This is a genomic window from Plantactinospora alkalitolerans (assembly GCF_015690345.1).
Lineage (GTDB): Bacteria > Actinomycetota > Actinomycetes > Mycobacteriales > Micromonosporaceae > Plantactinospora > Plantactinospora alkalitolerans.
In genome coordinates, this window is record NZ_JADPUN010000021.1 from 1 (window position 1) to 16,478 (window position 16,478).

Sequence of the window (16,478 nt, forward strand, 5' to 3'; positions counted from 1 at the left end):
GGCCAGCAGCAGTCGACCGTCGTCGTCCTCGATCGGCTCGAAGCCCGCGAAGCGCAGGGTGACCAGCATGACCCGGTTCTTTCCGGTGGCGACGAACCGGGCCAGCGGCCGCAGGCCCCGGTCGACGGCCGACCGCATCACGTGGTGGAGCAGCACGGCACCGGCACCACGGGACATCACCCGGCAGGACATCAGCAGCAGGTGCAGTACGGCGTCGGCGCCGCGCAGCCGGGTGACCGACAGACCGATGGTGCCGTAGTCGCCGAACCGGTCCCGCAGCCGTGCCACGAGCACCTCGTCCCGGGGTGAGTCGACGAGTGCCCGCAGTTCGTGCTCGTCGAAGGTCACCCCGGTCGTGTTGAGCTGGTGGGTGCGGACGGTGAGTTCGTGGGCGCGGGCGAGGTCGTCGCCGGTGGCGTGGTCGATCGTCATCACCAGGTCGAGCGAGGCGAGGAATTCGGCCGGAGTACCGGAGTAGCGTTCCTGCGCTGCGCTGCGCGTCCCGTCGGCCTGGTACATCCGGCGACGTGCCGCCGACTCGTCGGTGACGAAGGCCGGGCGGAACTCCGGCCGGTCCGGCAGTTCGGCGACGCCGTCGGACCGGTAGCACCGCACCTCGGGATGCGCGGCGGCGACCTCCGCGAGTTCCATGTCGTCGTTGTCGACGAAGGCCATCGTGTCGGGTCCGATGTTCAGCAGCTCGGCGATCCGGGCCACCGCCTCGGACTTGGCACCCCAGCCGATCTCCACGGCGCAGAAGTACTCCGCCAGCCCGTGCGCGGTCAGGTGGGCGAGGGAGAGGTCGCGGTCGCCCCGGCTGGCCACGGCGTGCAGGATTCCCCGCTGGTCGAGCGTTCGGATCGTCTCGACCACCACCGGGAGCGGGGTCGCCGGATCGCCCTCGATGACCACACCGTTCCAGACCGTGTCGTCCAGGTCCCAGATGACGCACTTGATCTTCTGCATGCCCGTCCCCTCAGAGCGTCCGATCCGGGCCTGCGGTGCGGAGCGCGAACTCTCCGATGTCGAGCTCGCCCACCTCGCGGGAACCCTCGATGATCTGCATGATCTTCGCGTCGCGGAAGAACCGGTTCACCGGGTTGTCCGGGCCGCACCCGGCCGCGCCGAGCAGCTGGACCGCGTCCTGGCTGACGCTGGCCGCCGCGGCGGCGCCCGCGTACTTGGCCACCACCGTCTCCGCCGTGGCCGACGGCGACCGCTGCTCCCGCAGCCGGGCGGCATGCGCGCAGAGCTGCCGTGCGCCCGAGGTCGCCACGTAGGCGCGTCCGAGGACCGCGCGCACGAGCTGGTGGTCCGCCAGCCGGACGCCGCCCTGCACGCGCCGCGCCGTGTGCTGCACGGCCTGCTCCAGGCAGGCGGCGGCCAGGCCCACACAGCCCCAGGCGACGGTGTGCCGCCCGTGGTCGACGGCGGTCGCCGCCACGTGCGACAGCCCGAATCCCGCCGGTGCGACGAGGTTGGCCGCGGGCACCCGGACGTCCTCGAACCGGATGTTCGCGAGCTGGGCGGCGCGCAGGCCCAGCGGGTCCGCGATCGGCTCGACCACCACACCGGGCCGGTCGGATTCGACAAGTACGGCCACCGGCAGCCCGTCCTGGCGGCCGAACACCAGGAACACGGTGGCGAGCCGCCCGAGGCTGACCCAGAGTTTTCGGCCGCGTACCACGACATCGTCGCCGTGGCCCTGGACGGTGGTGCTCATCGCGCCGAGGTCGCTGCCCGCGCCCTCCTCGGTGGCCGCGAACCCGGCGATGTTCCCGCCGCTGGCCAACGTCGGGAGCCAGGCCGCCCGCTGTGCACCGGTTCCCCAGCGGAGCAGGGCGGCGGCCACCATGCCCTGCACCGTGACCAGGCTGCGCAACGCGCTGCACACGCCGCCCAGCGACGCGCAGATCTCGCCGAGGTCGCGCTGGCCGAGGTCGGCGCCACCGTACCGCCGGGGGAGGTCCGCGGCGAGGAAGCCGCCGGTCGCCATCGTCGGGACGATCGCGGAGGGCAGTCCGCCGGCCCGATCCCACCCGGCCACGTCGGCCCGGACGGAATCGACGAAGCTGGCAACGTCCACGGGTCAGCCGTCCCGGGTGTCCGGCGCGGCGGCGGCGCGCTTGCGCCGGACGAAGTCGGCGATCCGGCCGGCGGTCCGGAAGTTGTCGAGATCGAGATCGGAGACCTCGACCTCGATGCCGAACCGCTGCTCGACCCGGGTCACCAGCTCGACCGCCTGGATCGAGTTGACCAGTCCCTCCGCGATGTAGTCCTGGTCCTCGGCGAGCGCCGTGCCGCCGGTGGCGGCGGACAGAAATTCCAGGATCTGCCGGGTGATGTCGTCGCCGGACACCTGCCGGATATCCATCGCGCCTCCCTCGTGTCGTCCTGCGTCGCCTCGCCGCACCGGCCCTCCCTTCCGACCGGCAGGCCGGCTACAGGCAGACCGTTCTGTTGTCCGGGGCGCGGTGCTCGACGAGCATCGCGCTCCACGCCGCCGCCGGGCTCATGTTCAGGACGACGGCGCGGCCGCCCTCGGGCAGGTCACCACTGTCGATCGCCGTGCTGAGGTTCAGCAGCGCGTCGTTGGGCCCGAGGTGACCGTTCTCCCGCAGGTTGTCCCGGCAGCCGTCGGCGATCTTCACCCCGAGGGACTCCCCGACGACCTGCAGTGCCGCGGTGGACAGGTTCTGGCCGACGTAGCACGAGATGTCGTCCTGGTCGACGCCGTTGCGTTCCAGCAGCCTGCGGTTGAGCGCGGCGATCCGCTTCCTCGACTCCACCGCCAGCGAGAACGCGTAGCGGGGCAGGTCGGCGCAGACCTCGCGCCAGTCCTGCGGTGGGTTGCCCCGGTAGTCGACCTGGAACAGATCCCAGTAGGCACCGTTCGTCTCCAGCAGGATGTCCCGGACCCGCAGCGGCCCCTCCCGGGAGACGACGACCGCCTGCCCGCTGTCGCCGTTGACCGTCACCGGGTGCCGGTACCGCCGGGACGCCACCGGGCGGCTGCCGTGCGCGACGAGGATGTGCGAGATCTCCGGGTCGGCGGCCAGCAGCCCCCGCGCGGTGAGCAGCGCCGGAACGATCGACGCGCACCCGAGCCCGCCGATGGAGAACGCCCAGGCCGCGTTCGCGCCGAGTGCCGCCTGCAACCCGGTCGCCTCGGAACTCGCGAGCGTGCCGGGCGCACGGGCCTCGACCAGGAGCACCCCGTCGAGTGCCTGCGGATCGACCCCGGCCACGGCCAGCGTCCGACGAGCCGCGCGCACCGCGAGGTCCACCGTGCTCAGTTCGTCGTCGACGGTGACCCGCTCGATGCCGAGGGCCAGGCACAGGGCCCGTTCCGCATCGTCGAGGTCGGCCAGTTCCGGCAGGTCGGTGAGGAGGACCCGGTCGGGCAGGTACGTGCTGACGGCCGCCAGCGACATGGTCACCTTCCGCTCCCCGCCTCGATCTCGTCCATCTCGTCCTGGCTGAGTTCCACGAGGGGGAAGTCGGCGGGGACGGGTACGGCCGCCGCCTCCGTTCCGGGCGGTTGGGCCACGCCCGCCAGCGCGGCAGGGGTCCGGCAGGTGAACACCTGCTGTCGGGTGATCAGCAGCCCGGCACGCCGGGCCCGGGCCACCAGTTGGATGGACTTGATGGAGTCGCCGCCCAGGGCGAAGAAGCCCTCGTCCGCGCCGACCCGCTCCCGCCCCAGCAGATCCGCGAAGAGGGCACACATCACCTCGACCGCGTCGGCGCGTACCCCTGCCGGCGTCGGGATCTCCGTCCGGGGACGGGCAGCGGTAGGAGCCTCGACGGGCGCGGCGGGGACCGGTCCGGCCACCGTCGCCTCGGATCCACCGCCGGTGGGTACCGGGCCCGGCACGGTGATCTCTCCGATCGCCGTACCCGGGTCCGCCATCGCCGCCGCGACCAGGGCCGGGTACCAGGCCGCCAGGCGCTCCGCCGTGGCCCGGTCGAACAGGGCGGTCGCGTACGAAACGTCGCCGATCATCGGCCCGGTGCCGTCGTCCGAGATCCCGAACGACAGGTCGAACTTGGCCGTGCCGGGCGCGACGTAGCCGATCTCCGTCCCGGCGTACCGGGAGAAACCCAGTTCGCCCAGCCCGCCGGTGTACGGCAGCACGTTCTGGTACGTGTAGCTCACGTCGAACAGCGGATGCCGGGCCAGGTCCCGCGCGAAGTCCCCGGTCGAGAGGATCTTGCCGACCGGTATCTCCTCGTGGTCCAGTACCCCGGCGACCGTACCCGCGCAGCGCCGGACCAGCTCGTCGAAGCGCAGGTCGGCCGTGACCTGGGTACGGAACGGCAACACGTTGTTGAAGTAGCCGACGAGGTCGTTGGCGGCGGGATGGATGCGCCCGGAGGTGGCGACCCCGATGCAGACGTCGCCCTGCCGCGTCCACCGGTGCAGCAGGACGTCGAGCACGGCCAGCATGGTGACGAAGGCCGTCACGCCGTTGCGTCGGCTGAACTCCCGGACCTGGTCGGCCACCTCGGCCTCGATCACCAGGGTGAGGACGTCACCGGCGTACGACTGGACGGCGGGGCGCGGGTGGTCCAGCGGCAGTTCCTCGCGGCTCAGCCCGGCCAACTCGGTCCGCCAGAACTCGAGGCCGCGCCGCAGTCTCGGGCCCGTCAGCCGGGCGCGGTACCAGGCGACGAAGTCCAGATACTGGACGGTCAGCTCGGGCAGCCGTGCCGGGACACCCTCGGTACGTGCCCGGTAGAACTCCGCGAGGTCCCGCATGAACACGGTCGGCGACCAGCCGTCGAAGACGATGTGGTGGAAGACCAGCACCAGTACGTGGTCGTCCTCGGCGAGCTTGATCAGGGTCGCCCGGAAGAGCGCGTCCTCGGCGAGGTCGAACGGGGCCAGGACCGTCTCCTGGAGAAGCGCCCGTACCCGCCGGTCGCGGTGGGCGTCGCCGAGCCTGCTCACGTCGACGAGCGGCAGCAGGGGCTCGGGCGCCACGGTCACGACGTACGGCGTGCCGTCCTCGTCGGTCCGGAAACAGCTGTGCAGCACCTCGTGTCGCCGGGCGACGTCGGCGAGCGCGTCCTGGAGCGCCGCCACGTCCACCTTGCCGGTCAGGTGCATCGGGCCCGGGATGTTGTACAGCGCGCTGTCCGGGTTCACCTGGTCGAGGTACCACAGGGTTTCCTGGCCGAAGGAGAGCGCGGGACGCCCGTCGCGCGGAACCGGGGTGATCGGCTGCTCGGTCTCCGCGCCGTCGCCGGTGCCGGCGGCCCGCTCTCCGAGCAGCTCGCCCAGCCGTCCGGCCAGGGCGCGGACCGTGCGGCACGCGTAGAGGTCGGCGAAGGTCACCGGGACGCCGAACCGTTCGGCGAGCGCGCGGAGCACGCCGACCCCGACCAGCGACGTACCGCCGAGCATGAAGTAGTCCGAGTCGGGGCCGAGCCCGGTGACGTCCAGTTGCTCCGCCCACACCTCGGCGACCTGCCGCTCGATCTCGGCGCTGTCGGGGCGATCGGCGCGGACCTCCCGCGGCGGCGCGGCGGACCCGTCGGGCCGTCTCATCGTCGGTCGGGACGTGGGCCAGCAGCGGGTCGGTTCGAACGGGTACGTCGGAAGCTCGATCCGCGCGATGGCCGCGTCCCGGTAGTAGCGGTCCCAGTCGACCGCGGCGCCGCGCCTGTACAGCTCGCCGACGCGGTCCAGCATGCCTCGACGCGACCCGTCCCCGACCAGGTCGACGATGGGCAGCTCCGGTGCGAGGGTACGGATCTCCCGCGCCAGGACCCCGTCGGCGCCCAGCTCCACGGCGATGGTGTCGACGCGCGAGAACCCGGCCACGACCCGCCGCAGCCCGTCCCGGTCGAACTCCGCCGAGAGTCCGCGCACACCGGCCTGGGCGGCGGCGTCGACGAGCGACAGCCGGCCGCGGGCCACCCGGGTCACCAGGTTTCCCGCGCCGGAGCCGACGAGGCTGACGTCCGCGCCGGTCAGCAGCCCGAGCGCCTCCGCGACCCGGTAGAGGGCGTACTGCCGGGCGACCAGCACACCTCCGGCGTCGGGTCCGGCGTTCTTCTCGCACTCCACGGGGATCAGGCCGGGACAGTCGGTGCGCAGCCGGGACCAGACGACGTCGTCGACGAGCGCGTCCCCCGAGAACAGGAGCACCAGCCGGGGCGAATCGGGGGCGGCGCGCTCGGGCGGGGCCGCGGACCGCAGCGCGGAAGCCAGCTCCGCGGTCGTCGCGGCGGTGAACGCCAGCCGGTACGGATGGTCGTCGCGGCCCCGGTTCAGCACGTGCGCCACCGCCCGCACCGAGTGGCCCGTACGCTCGGCGAAGTCCGCCAGCCGCGCCCGGTACCGTTCCAGCGCCGGCTGCGACCTGGCCGACACGGTGACGAGCTCGGTGGTCGGTCCGGCGTCCGGATCCTCGCGTACCGGGGCCGCCTCCTCGAGCACGACGTGCGCGTTGGTGCCGGTCAGGCCGAGACTGCTCACTCCGGCGCGACGGGGGACGCCGTCGGGCACGTCCCAGGGCTCCTCGACGACGTTCGGATACACCGGTCCGGTGAAGTCGATCAGAGGGTTGGGCTCGTGAAAATTGATCATCGGATAGCGGGTGCCGTACCGCAGTGCGGACACGGCCTTGAACAGGCCCGCGATTCCCGCCGCGTTGCCCAGGTGGCCGATGTTCGCCTTGACCGACCCGATCGGACAGTGCCGCTCGGTCACGCCCGCCTCCACGAACGCCCGACGCAGCGCGTCCACCTCGACGACGTCCCCCAACTGCGTCCCCGAGCCGTGGCACTCGACGTAACCGACCGTCGCCGGGTCGACCCCGCCGTCCTGCCACGCCTGGGCGATCACGCTCGCCTGCGCGACCTGGCTCGGTGCCGCCATGCTCGCCGCGCGAAATCCGTTGTGGTTGACCGCGATGCCCTTGACCACCGCGAGCACGTTGTCGCCGTCGGCGACCGCGCGGGAGAGCAGCTTGACGACGAGTACGCCCCCGCCTTCGCCGCCGGACAGCCCGTCGGCGTTCGCGTCGAACGGCCGGCACACCTGGTCGAGCGCCTCCAGCCCGGGCAGCGGGTTGAAGTCGGCGCGCCGTTGCACGGCCGGGATGAGTGTGACCCCGCCGACGACCGCGAACGGCAGGCTACCGCCGCGCAACATGCCGACCGCCAGGTTGAGGGCCGTCAGCCCGCTGCTGCACGCGCTGTCCACCACCAGGGCGGGCCCGCGAAAGTCGAACAGGTAGCTGAGCCTGGCCGCCAGCGAGGCTGCCGAGGAGCCGAGCAGGGAGAGCACGTCCCGTTCGGTGTCCATCGGCCCGAACCACATGCCACCGGCCAGGAACACTCCCGCCGGCGATCCCCGGAGCGCTCCCGGCGCGTAACCGGCCGACTCGATCGCCCGGTGGGTGAGTTGCAACAGCAGTCGCTGGTGGGGATCCATCCGCTCGGCCTCGCGGCGGGGGATACCGAAGAACTCGTGGTCGAAGAGGTCCACCCGAGGGAGATAGCCCATCAACAGGTGGTCGTCGTCCGGTTCACCGCCGCCGTTGCGCACCCGGTCGTCGCTCGGTCGCACGACGCTGTTGCGACCCTCGCGCAGATTGGCGTGAAAGGACTCCAGGTCCTCCGCCCCGGGAAAGATCCCGGACGCCCCGACGATCGCGACCTCGTCCGTCATGCCTTTGTCCCCCTTCGGATGACGTCCTGACTGATCCCGGAGGCTCCTCAGGCGGCTGGATCAGATTCCTCCGTCGGGTCGAGACGATGCGTGGATGCGTCCATGCCGGTCCTGGCGACCCCCGCACGGACATGGCGACATCTCCTGACGGGACGCCGTGTTACGCCGGCCGTTCGCGCGAGCGCTCGACCCCGTCCCCCGTCGATGCGACGGTAACGTCCGACTCTCATGATCGGGACAAGGCCGGGTTCACGGTTGGACATGGCGGACTGAGCTGGGCATTGCCGCAGACACGTCCAACGTCTCAGATTTTCGACTAGCTCCGCCGCAGGCTCGGGAGTCCCACGGCAACGAGATCGGCGGGTGCGACCTCTACCCGGGAGCCACGGACCATGTCCGCCGCCACCGGAGGCCGCACCCGCCGTACCGCTGGGTTGTCGCGCGTCAGCGTCGTACCGCTGGGTTGTCGCGCGTCAGCGTCGTACCGCCCGGCGCCGACGGGTCAGGAAGACGAGGGCGATTCCGGCGATGAACAATGCCACGCCCAGGCCGGCGAAGGCGATGGTGTTCGCACCGGTGAGCGCCAGCCCACCACCCGAGCCTCCCGCGTTGGTGACCCGCGCCGGCGGGTCCGTGGTGACGGTCGCCTCGTCGTCCGCCGCCGACGTCTCCGGCGCCGGTTTGGTGGTGGCCGCAGCTGCCGGGCGGGTGGTTCCGTTCGCGGGCTTGCCGGAAGTCGGCTTCTGCCCGCCGGGCGCCTGCCCGTTCCCCGGCTGCTCCTGCTGGTCGGGCTCCTGTCCCGGTGACTCGTCCTCGGGCTGCCCGGCGGGCGGCTCCTCGCCGCCGGGGTTGCCGGCGGGCGGTGCCTCGGTCGCCGGTGGTGCCTCGGTCGCGGGCGGTGCCTCGGTCGCGGGCGGTGCCTCGGTCGCCGGCGGTGCCTCGGCGGCGGGCTGCACCTGGATGCGGACGGAGTCGAGCGCGGGGATCTGGTTGGCGCGCTGCATCATCGGGATGCGGTGCGAACCGTCGCCGGCCCACGCCGAGCACTGTGCGAGACCCTCGGGCAGGCCCGGCACCTGCACGATGACCGAGTCCGGCTCGGCGCCACCTTTCCCGTCCTCCGTGGCGACGAAGAACGCCGGAATCGGAGCCGGGTCCACGGCCTCCCTGGTGCTGCTGAGCATCCGGCACGCGGTGTGGAAGTGGCCGCGTACCAGGCCGTTGTCGTCGAGCAGGGACGTCTCCCGGTAGTAGCCGCCCTGCGCGGCGGGCAGGAACCGGTCACGGACGAGGTTGCGGGTGCTCACGACGATCCGGAACGGTTGTCCCGCCCGTACCCGCCGTGGGGCCTCGGCGATCAGCAGCGTCGGGTTCTGCGCCGCGGCGGCCACCTCACCGAAGGCGGTCGACACGCACCGGTTCCCTTCCTGGAAGCCGGTGTGCGCCTGAAGCCCGCTGTTGTCGCAGTTGTCGCCGAGCGTGTCGAGGCCGCCACCCGGGGGGCTTGCCGGGGGAGTGGTCGCCGATTCCTCGGGGCCGTCCTGCTCCTCGCACTCCACGGCGGATCCGGTCGGCGTCGTACCGCCCGGGGTCGTACCGCCCGGCGTCGGGCCGTCTTCGTCCGCACCGTCGCGGTCCGGCGCACCGGTGGACGCCGGAGGCGTGGGCTTGCAGGTGGGAGCGGCCCGCTGGGTCTCCGCGTTGGAAACCTGCGTGACACCGACCAGGCCACCGAACAGGGCAAGGGCGGCGACCACGGCGAGGACCCGGCGCCGGGGGCCAGGATCGGCGGGGGCACGACCGGATTCTGACCGTCCCATGTGTACGAACCTCCCAATACTCCCGCGCTGCTGCCTCGGAGCGACGGGTTGCGCTTGCTCGCGGACGACGTCTTCCGGTGGCTGGCCGACCCGTCGGCCCAGAAGGCGCATCGCGCGGGTCGTCCCGCACGCCGCACGCACACCGTAGGGACCGTGCCGTCGGTGAATCAAACGTCCAGCGCGGAAATGTGGATCTCTTGAACCACAGATAATGGAAACTTATGATGCGGCCGGTTCGCCCTGCCTGACAGGCCCGCGACGGCGACTGAGACTTCTCGGCTAAGTGTCAGCACCGGTTCTCATCGGGCTGTCAGTAGCGCCGGCATATAGGGCGATCTGGACGTGTCGCGCGGTCCGGGCCGAGGGGCCGCGTCGGCGGCGCCCGGGTGTGCTGAGGCTCTAGGACCGGCGGCTGGTAGGGCGGGGTGCTGAAGTAGGTCCGCCGACCGGGGCCGGGACTTCCTGTCCAAGACGGTGGGCTCGGCGTTGGGCGATGTGCTGATGTCCTACCCGGCGGGCAGGACGGGCGGGGAGGTGCAGATGAGCGACATCGCGGACGTTCCACCCGCCGTTGTGGGCCGGCTCCGGGTGATCTGCGGGGAGCTGCCCGAGGCGTACGAGGAGCCGGCGTGGATCGGCCTGCGGTGGCGGATTCGCCGGCGGACGTTCCTGCACGTCTACACCACCGACGGGAGGCGGTCGGCGTACATCGATACGGACGATCCGGCCATCCTGATGACCTTCCGGGCGCCGCCCGGGGAGTTGGCCGCGCTGGCGCATGTCGGCCCTCCGTTCTTCCGGGCCGACTGGGGTGTGAATGTCGTGGGAATGGTGCTGGACGACGAGACGGACTGGGTCGAGGTTGCCGAGCTGGTGACGGACAGCTATCGAGTGCAGGCGCCCCGCCGCCTCGCGTTCCGGCTGAAGGCAGGTGGATGAACCGCCGGCTACCTCCCCACGTTCCGCTTATCCAGGTTCGGTGCTGAGAAACATTCGTATTCACGGTGGGATAGGTCGGGTTGCCGCACTGGCCAGAGATATTTCAGGAGACGATTCCGATGACGACATCACCCAGTGCCGCATGCTCCGGCCGTCTGGCCGGATGCGGGTACAGTTCATTCCGGGCGTGAACGGCTTCACGAACTGGTAGATGGCTTCGCAGGTCCACCGCGGCGTGACATCGAGGAAGACCTCGCGTCGTTCGTTGGGGAAGCTGCCCGCATTGCTGGTCTTTCCGTAGCTGGTCGTGACTACCTCGCCGGTCGGCACCGCGCCCTGGCTGGGCAGTGCGGGTGCGATGAGGGGCTCCGACAGCTAGATGGGCTGGTCCAGCGCAGGATCGCGAGATCGCCGTCCATTGCCGGGACGCGCCTTCACTCGGTTCGGGCACCGGCCTCGAGCACGGTGAGGTCGCGCACCGCGTACCGGTGATGCTCGGCCTCTTCCTTGCACACCACCGTGAGGCAGCGGCGCACAACGTACTCCCGGTCCGGGTATGGGTCGGCCGGCTTGCGACCACATACCCGGTCGAGCTCGGCCTCGGTGAGCTCGTCGACTACCCGGCGTATCGTGGCCATGCGGGCGAGCCGCAGCGCGAGTACCTCGTCGAGCGTCGGGGTGGCATCGAGGGTGAGCCCGAGCTTCGCCGATGCTTCGGCCGGCATCCCGCCGCCAGGAAGGCCCAACGGGTGGTACGGCGCGTCCTCCTCGAGCACGGCGTTGCCGATCCAGGCATCGCTGGCCATCAGCAGATGCCGCTGCGTCTCGACGAACGACCACTCGCCGTCGACCTGCTCGTGCAGCTTCGCCTCGGGTAGGCGCCTGGCGCGGTCGAGCGTCTCCTCCCATTGCTTCTCGATGGCATCCCAAGCGGCCCGGTATTCGGCGGCGGACGTGGCCTCACGGGCCAGCACCCGGTTGGGATGCAGCCGGTCGAGCTCGGCCTCGACGTAGGCGGTCACGTCGACGTCGTTGACAACGACACGCTCGAAGCCGCCACCGAGGGAGACGTTGCCCCCATAGCAGTCCACGATCTTCAGGCCGGTGACGTCGCAATCGCGAATCTCGAGGCCGGAGAGGTCGCACAGGTGGATGCGGGCACCACGGAACTGGTCACCTTGGGTGTACTCAGCGGGCATCGGGACAGTTTTCCGTATCCGTCCCGCCCGCGCCAGTGAATGGCGGCACCTGGCAGCAGCGCACCGACGTACTCTGGTCCAACCGTCCACTCCGGGCCACCGTGGAGAACGACGCAACCGGCGACCCCGCTCAGCCTTACCAAATTTCGTAACACCACCGCCGAAAACATGGGCGGACGTCACGAAACTCCTTGTCCAGCACCGGACTGCGGTCGAGTCATCCGGCAGCCATCCACCGGACGGCGCCGAACCTACTGCTCGACCGCGTGTCGGGTGCGGGCACACCGGCACGCCCGCAGCACTGGCCGGGCCGAAACGGTGGCGTGATGGAACTCGGCTACGCGTGTCCACCACGCACCAAGACCTTGAACGCCAGCTCGACGCACTGGGCAAGCACGGCATCCCGGCCGGACGGATCTACACCCACTGACAACTCGCCGATGGCCGAGCTGGCCGTCGCGCTGCTGGCGCTGTTCGCACACATGGAACGGGTGTTCATGCACGAACGACCGTTGGCCCGGCCTGCGGGGCCGCGACCTCCGTGCGCGGCACAGGTACCTGGTGTTCGGTCAGGCCGCTCCGTGGACGGGCAGGTCGAGGAGGTCACGGGCGCCCTGCCGGAGCAGGGCCGCGGCGACGGAGGTCCCGAGGGTGATCGGATCCGCCGCCCACTCGTGCACGTCGAGCACGGTCTTGCCGTCGAGGCTGATCACCCGTGCCCGCAGGCCGAGGCGTCCGTCCGGTTCGGTGCGTGCGAGCGCGGCGATCGGGGAATGGCAGTTGCCCTGCAGGATGTGCAGCATGGTCCGCTCGGCCGTGGTTTCCTGCTGAGCCTGCGGGTCGCCGAGGCTGGCGGCCAGGTCACGGGTGCCGGTGTCGTCTTCGCGGCATTGCAGGACCAGGGTGCCGGAGCCGACGGCAGGGACCATCGTGTCGACGTCGATCGGATGGGTGATCCGGTCGGCCTGCCCGATCCGCCGCAGCCCGGAGACCGCGAGCAGCAGCGCGTCGTACCTGTCGCCGGTGTCGAGTTTGGCCAGCCGGCTGTTCGCGTTGCCACGGATGGCCACTGGCGCCAGGTGTGGCCAGTGCAGGGCCAGTTGCGCGACCCGTCGCACCGCGGAGGTGCCGATCCGGGTACCGGCGGGTAGTTGCTCGATCCGCAGGCCGGCCGGGTGCACGAGACAGTCCCGGACGTCGTCGCGCGCCAGGTAGGCGGCCATCACCGTCCCGGCCGGTGCCGGCCGGTCCCCGGGTACGTCCTTGACACAGTGCACGACCAGGTCGACGTTCCCGGCGAGCAGGGCCGCGTCCACCTCCTTGGTGAACGCTCCCTTGCCGCCCAGGGCGGCCAGGTCGCCCTGCCAGCGGTCCCCGCTGGTGGACATCGACATCACCTCGACGGTGACGTCGGGGTGCCGGTCGGCGAGCATCGTGCGGACCCGCTCGACCTGGGCCAGCGCCATCGGCGAGTTGCGGGTACCGATGCGCAGCAGGCGGGAGTCGGACATACCGGCGAGGGTAGTCCGCCGGACACGGGCGCCGACGGGCGGTCCGGATGCCGGGTCCACTCAACGAGAGTGTGGTGACGCGCCCCGGTCGCGGGCGCGTTCGAGCCCATCGAGAAGGAGGTCGAGGGTGAACTCGAACTCGACCTGGCTGTCACACCAGCCGAGCGTGGGGTCGGACATGGCGTGGGCCTCGGTCGCGATCATCGCGGCCAGGGAAGGCAGGGCCTCGGCCATCGCGGCCAGGTCGGCCTCCGCGACCTCGACGTCCGTCTGCCCGCCGGCCGAGGCGGGACGGAAGATCTCCTGCGCGAACCCGAGTGCCAGGCTGCCGAACGCGTGTACCGCCCGGTGGGCCAGGCGATAGGAGAACCCGCCGCCGATCATCGTGGCCACGATTCCGTCGTAGTACGTGTACACGCTGGCCGGAATGGTGGGGCGGGAGCCGAGCAGCGCGGGGGCCCACGGGTGACGCAGCATGACCTCGCGTGCCGAGAGGAAGCGCTGTCGTAGTCGGGTACGCCAGTCCTCGTCGACCCCGATCGTCCCGGTGCGGCGGACCGCGGCCTCGATCTCGCCGAGAACGGTATCGGCGAGGCCGTCGAGCAGGCCCTCCTTGCCGGGCAGGTGGTAGTAGAGCGACATCGCCTCGACGCCGAGTTCGGCGGCGAGCCGACGCATGGTCAGCGCCTGGATTCCTTCGGCGTCCGCCAGCGCGACCGCCGTTGCCAGGGCGCGTTCGCGGCTCAGCGGAACCCGAGGGCTCTTCGTTCCCATCCGCCTCCCATCCTTGTGATCACCTTACATTGTATGGTTACCTTACGTCGTAAGGCAGTACGTGCTGCCGGCATCCCGGCATACCCGGTATCGAGGAGCGCGGTCCGCTGTCGCACGAAGGCGAAGGAGCCACCCATGCACCCCCTCATCCGTACCGCCCGGGCGACCGGGCTGCTCTATCTCGGCCTCGCCATCAGCGGCGGCCTCGGCTTCCTGCTCATCCGGCCGCAGCTCTTCGTCGCCGACGACGCCGGTGCGACCCTCACCCGACTGGTCGAGCACGGGTCCCTCGCGCGCGTCGGGATCGCCCTCGAACTTCTTCTCGTGCTCACCCAGGCCCTCACCGCGGTCTGGTTCTACCGCCTCTTCCGCACGGTCGACTCCGTCGCCGCCGGCAGCATCGCCGCGTTCGGCATGGCCAACGCCATCGCCATTCTCGGCAGTGCGGCTCTCCTCGGGACGGCGGCCGAGGTCGCGCGCACACCCGTCGGCGACGCGGCGGTCACCGCCCAGCTCCTGTATCTCGTCAGCGGAAACCTGTGGACCGTCGGCGCGATCTTCTTCGGCCTGTGGCTGATCCCGATGGGCCGGTGCGTGCACCGCTCCGGATGGATGCCCCGGTTCCTCGGCTGGCTCCTCGTCGTGGGTGGCGTCGGCTACGTGCTCAGCGCGTTCGTCGGGTACCTCGCGCCCGGCGCGGGGATGATCGCCGACGTCCTCACCGTTCCCGCGAGCGTGGGCGAGTTCTGGATGATCGGTTACCTGCTCGTCCGTGGCGTCCGCGCGCAGGCGCTCCCCGGATCACCGCGCGCTGCCACCGTTCCGCCACTTCCAACGGGATCGCCCGGGTGACGTCCCCGGCGGGGCGGCTGCGTCGCGCCGCCCCACCGGTGTCGCGCCCGGGACGTCGGCGGTCAGCGAGGTTGCGAGCGGCTCTTGGGCAGATCGAACTGGTCGGCGGCGCGGCAGTCCTTCTGCCCACCGATCGCGTTCGGCCCGAGCCGGTCGAGTGCCTCGCGCGCCCGGACACGACCCAGGTTCCAGGCGTACCACGGATCCGACTCGGCCAACTCCTCGGCGATCCAGCTCAACGTGCAGCGGCGTACCGGGTCGGGCAGGCCGCTCAGGGCGGGCGTCGCGTCGGCGGAGAGCGCCCGCAGGTACCAGGCATCGATCTTGCCTGTCGCCTGGTAGCGGCTGATGTTGCGGTGGGCCGCGTAGTCCTCGGGGTTGAGCACGGCCAGACCCAGCAGCATTGCCACGGCGAGCCCCACGGTCAGTCGGGGGATCCAGGCTCCCTGCCAGCGAATCCCGGCCGCCATGATCATCAGGAAGACCACGCCGAGCAGCAGTTCGAGCGTCATGACGAAGATTCGTTCGCCGGTGAAGCTGTAGACCTGCTGGTAGGTGTACATCCGGGACAGCGCCGACACCACGATGACGACGCTGAGCGCGCTGAGCAGGCCGAGCAGTATCCGCAGGAGGAGGCGCTCGGCCGGACGGTCCCGCCGCGCCCACCGGGTCACGCCGGCCAGCACCGCCACGGTCAGCACCGTGACGGCGAGCAGTTGCCAGAAGCCACTGCGGGCGTACTCGGCATAGCTGAGACCGGTGGTGCGCAGGACGTGCCGCTGGCCACCGAAGAGAACGGTGAACTGCACCGCGACGAAACCGATGAAGAGCAGCGTCAGACCGGCGATGGGCGGGGCCCACTCGACGATGCCGAAACTGCGTCGGCTCGGCTTGTCCACCGTGGACAGATCGGGAGGGGCGGACAGCGTGTACACCGCGGCGACCGTGATCAGCCCACCCACGGCCAGGAGGAAGAGCAGCCGGAACACCGCGCTGGCACTGATCTCGGGCATGAGCGCGCCGAGGACCGCCGAGAACGCGACGTCCGCGGACGAGAGGAGGGCACCGAAGACGATCAGCACGACCACGGTGGCCGCCACCGAACCCGTGACCCGACGGGTCGTACCGGCATTCTCGGTGCCCTGGACGTGCCGGCTCACCCACGGCAGTCCACGGAACGCCGCGAACGGCGCCGCGACCAGGCTGAACAGGATCGAGCGTACGAACCGGCCACCCACGATGGCCAGCGCCGTACAGCCGAGCGCGCCGAGGACGCAGAACGTCACCAGCCACCAGGCGTTGCGGAACGCGAGAACCGAGAGCAGCGCCAGAGCCGCCGCCGCCCACCCGGCGCGGACCCACCGTTCGGCGCGGGGTAGCCGGGCGGCGGGCTGCCGGGCCGCGACGACGACGCCGATGGTCAGGGTTAGCCAGCCGAGCAGCCAACCGATACCGGTACGGCCGAGCGGGAGGAAGAACGCGAGCCCCAGCGCCCCGGTGAGGACCGCGGCCGGTACGGCCCAACCTCGCGCGGGATCCGGTCCCGGCCACCGGGTCTGCAGGAACGACGGCGGGAGCGGTCGGGGCGAAAATCCGCCGTACTGCGGGGCCGGCGGATGGCCCGGTACTCCCGACCAGGTCGGCTGCGCCGTGGCACCGGGTTGCGGCCGGGGCGGAGGTGTCGTGCCGGGTGCTGGTC

General features: G+C 71.2%; 13 protein-coding genes. 3 read left to right on the top strand and 10 right to left on the bottom strand.

Going from position 1 to position 16,478, the window contains the following annotated elements:
• The 6 genes from I0C86_RS00335 to I0C86_RS00360 all read right to left on the bottom strand — a co-directional run.
• Positions 1 to 966: HAD-IIIC family phosphatase (locus I0C86_RS00335; protein ID WP_196199118.1), on the bottom strand; the 966-nt coding region annotated here is incomplete at its 3' end.
• A 10-nt stretch (positions 967 to 976) separates the two neighbouring features.
• The gene (locus tag I0C86_RS00340; RefSeq protein ID WP_196199119.1) at positions 977 to 2,086 is read right to left on the bottom strand and encodes an acyl-CoA dehydrogenase family protein; all 1,110 of its coding nucleotides are present in this window, start codon (positions 2,084 to 2,086) and stop codon (positions 977 to 979) included.
• A 3-nt stretch (positions 2,087 to 2,089) separates the two neighbouring features.
• A complete protein-coding gene (locus I0C86_RS00345) occupies positions 2,090 to 2,374 on the bottom strand; it encodes an acyl carrier protein (protein ID WP_196199120.1) in 285 nt (94 codons plus the stop codon).
• A 67-nt stretch (positions 2,375 to 2,441) separates the two neighbouring features.
• Positions 2,442 to 3,440, bottom strand: a complete 999-nt coding sequence (locus tag I0C86_RS00350; RefSeq protein WP_230393283.1) for a 3-oxoacyl-[acyl-carrier-protein] synthase III C-terminal domain-containing protein — start codon at positions 3,438 to 3,440, stop codon at positions 2,442 to 2,444.
• The gene (locus tag I0C86_RS00355; protein WP_196199121.1) at positions 3,437 to 7,684 is read right to left on the bottom strand and encodes a condensation domain-containing protein; all 4,248 of its coding nucleotides are present in this window, start codon (positions 7,682 to 7,684) and stop codon (positions 3,437 to 3,439) included. The genes I0C86_RS00350 and I0C86_RS00355 overlap by 4 nt, the downstream gene beginning before the upstream one ends.
• Positions 7,685 to 8,157: 473 nt before the next feature.
• Positions 8,158 to 9,504, bottom strand: coding sequence for an LPXTG cell wall anchor domain-containing protein (locus I0C86_RS00360; RefSeq protein WP_196199122.1), 1,347 nt, complete (start codon positions 9,502 to 9,504; stop codon positions 8,158 to 8,160).
• Positions 9,505 to 10,044: 540 nt separating this feature from the next.
• On the opposite strand from I0C86_RS00360, the gene I0C86_RS00365 reads away from it, so the two are divergent.
• On the top strand, positions 10,045 to 10,443 hold the full coding sequence (locus I0C86_RS00365) for an MmcQ/YjbR family DNA-binding protein (protein WP_196199123.1): 399 nt from the start codon (positions 10,045 to 10,047) through the stop codon (positions 10,441 to 10,443).
• 434 nt (positions 10,444 to 10,877) lie between these two features.
• Here I0C86_RS00365 and I0C86_RS00370 read toward each other — a convergent pair whose 3' ends face one another.
• Positions 10,878 to 11,642 carry a DinB family protein gene (locus tag I0C86_RS00370; protein ID WP_196199124.1) on the bottom strand — a complete coding sequence of 255 codons (765 nt, stop codon included), beginning with the start codon at positions 11,640 to 11,642 and terminating at the stop codon, positions 10,878 to 10,880.
• Positions 11,643 to 11,810: 168 nt separating this feature from the next.
• Here I0C86_RS00370 and I0C86_RS45345 point away from each other — a divergent pair, with 168 nt between their 5' ends.
• A complete protein-coding gene (locus I0C86_RS45345) occupies positions 11,811 to 11,969 on the top strand; it encodes a CGNR zinc finger domain-containing protein (protein WP_407676245.1) in 159 nt (52 codons plus the stop codon).
• A gap of 242 nt (positions 11,970 to 12,211) precedes the next feature.
• Here the strand turns inward: I0C86_RS45345 and hemC are convergent, their stop codons facing one another.
• Positions 12,212 to 13,153, bottom strand: a complete 942-nt coding sequence (gene hemC / locus I0C86_RS00375) for a hydroxymethylbilane synthase (protein WP_196199125.1) — start codon at positions 13,151 to 13,153, stop codon at positions 12,212 to 12,214.
• Between the two features lie 60 nt (positions 13,154 to 13,213).
• Positions 13,214 to 13,927, bottom strand: coding sequence for a TetR/AcrR family transcriptional regulator C-terminal domain-containing protein (locus I0C86_RS00380; protein WP_196199126.1), 714 nt, complete (start codon positions 13,925 to 13,927; stop codon positions 13,214 to 13,216).
• A 135-nt stretch (positions 13,928 to 14,062) separates the two neighbouring features.
• On the opposite strand from I0C86_RS00380, the gene I0C86_RS00385 reads away from it, so the two are divergent.
• Positions 14,063 to 14,779, top strand: a complete 717-nt coding sequence (locus I0C86_RS00385; RefSeq protein WP_196199127.1) for a DUF4386 domain-containing protein — start codon at positions 14,063 to 14,065, stop codon at positions 14,777 to 14,779.
• 62 nt (positions 14,780 to 14,841) lie between these two features.
• Here I0C86_RS00385 and I0C86_RS00390 read toward each other — a convergent pair.
• Positions 14,842 to 16,478 (bottom strand): DUF4153 domain-containing protein (locus tag I0C86_RS00390; protein WP_230393284.1); only part of this gene is annotated, 1,637 nt, incomplete at its 5' end.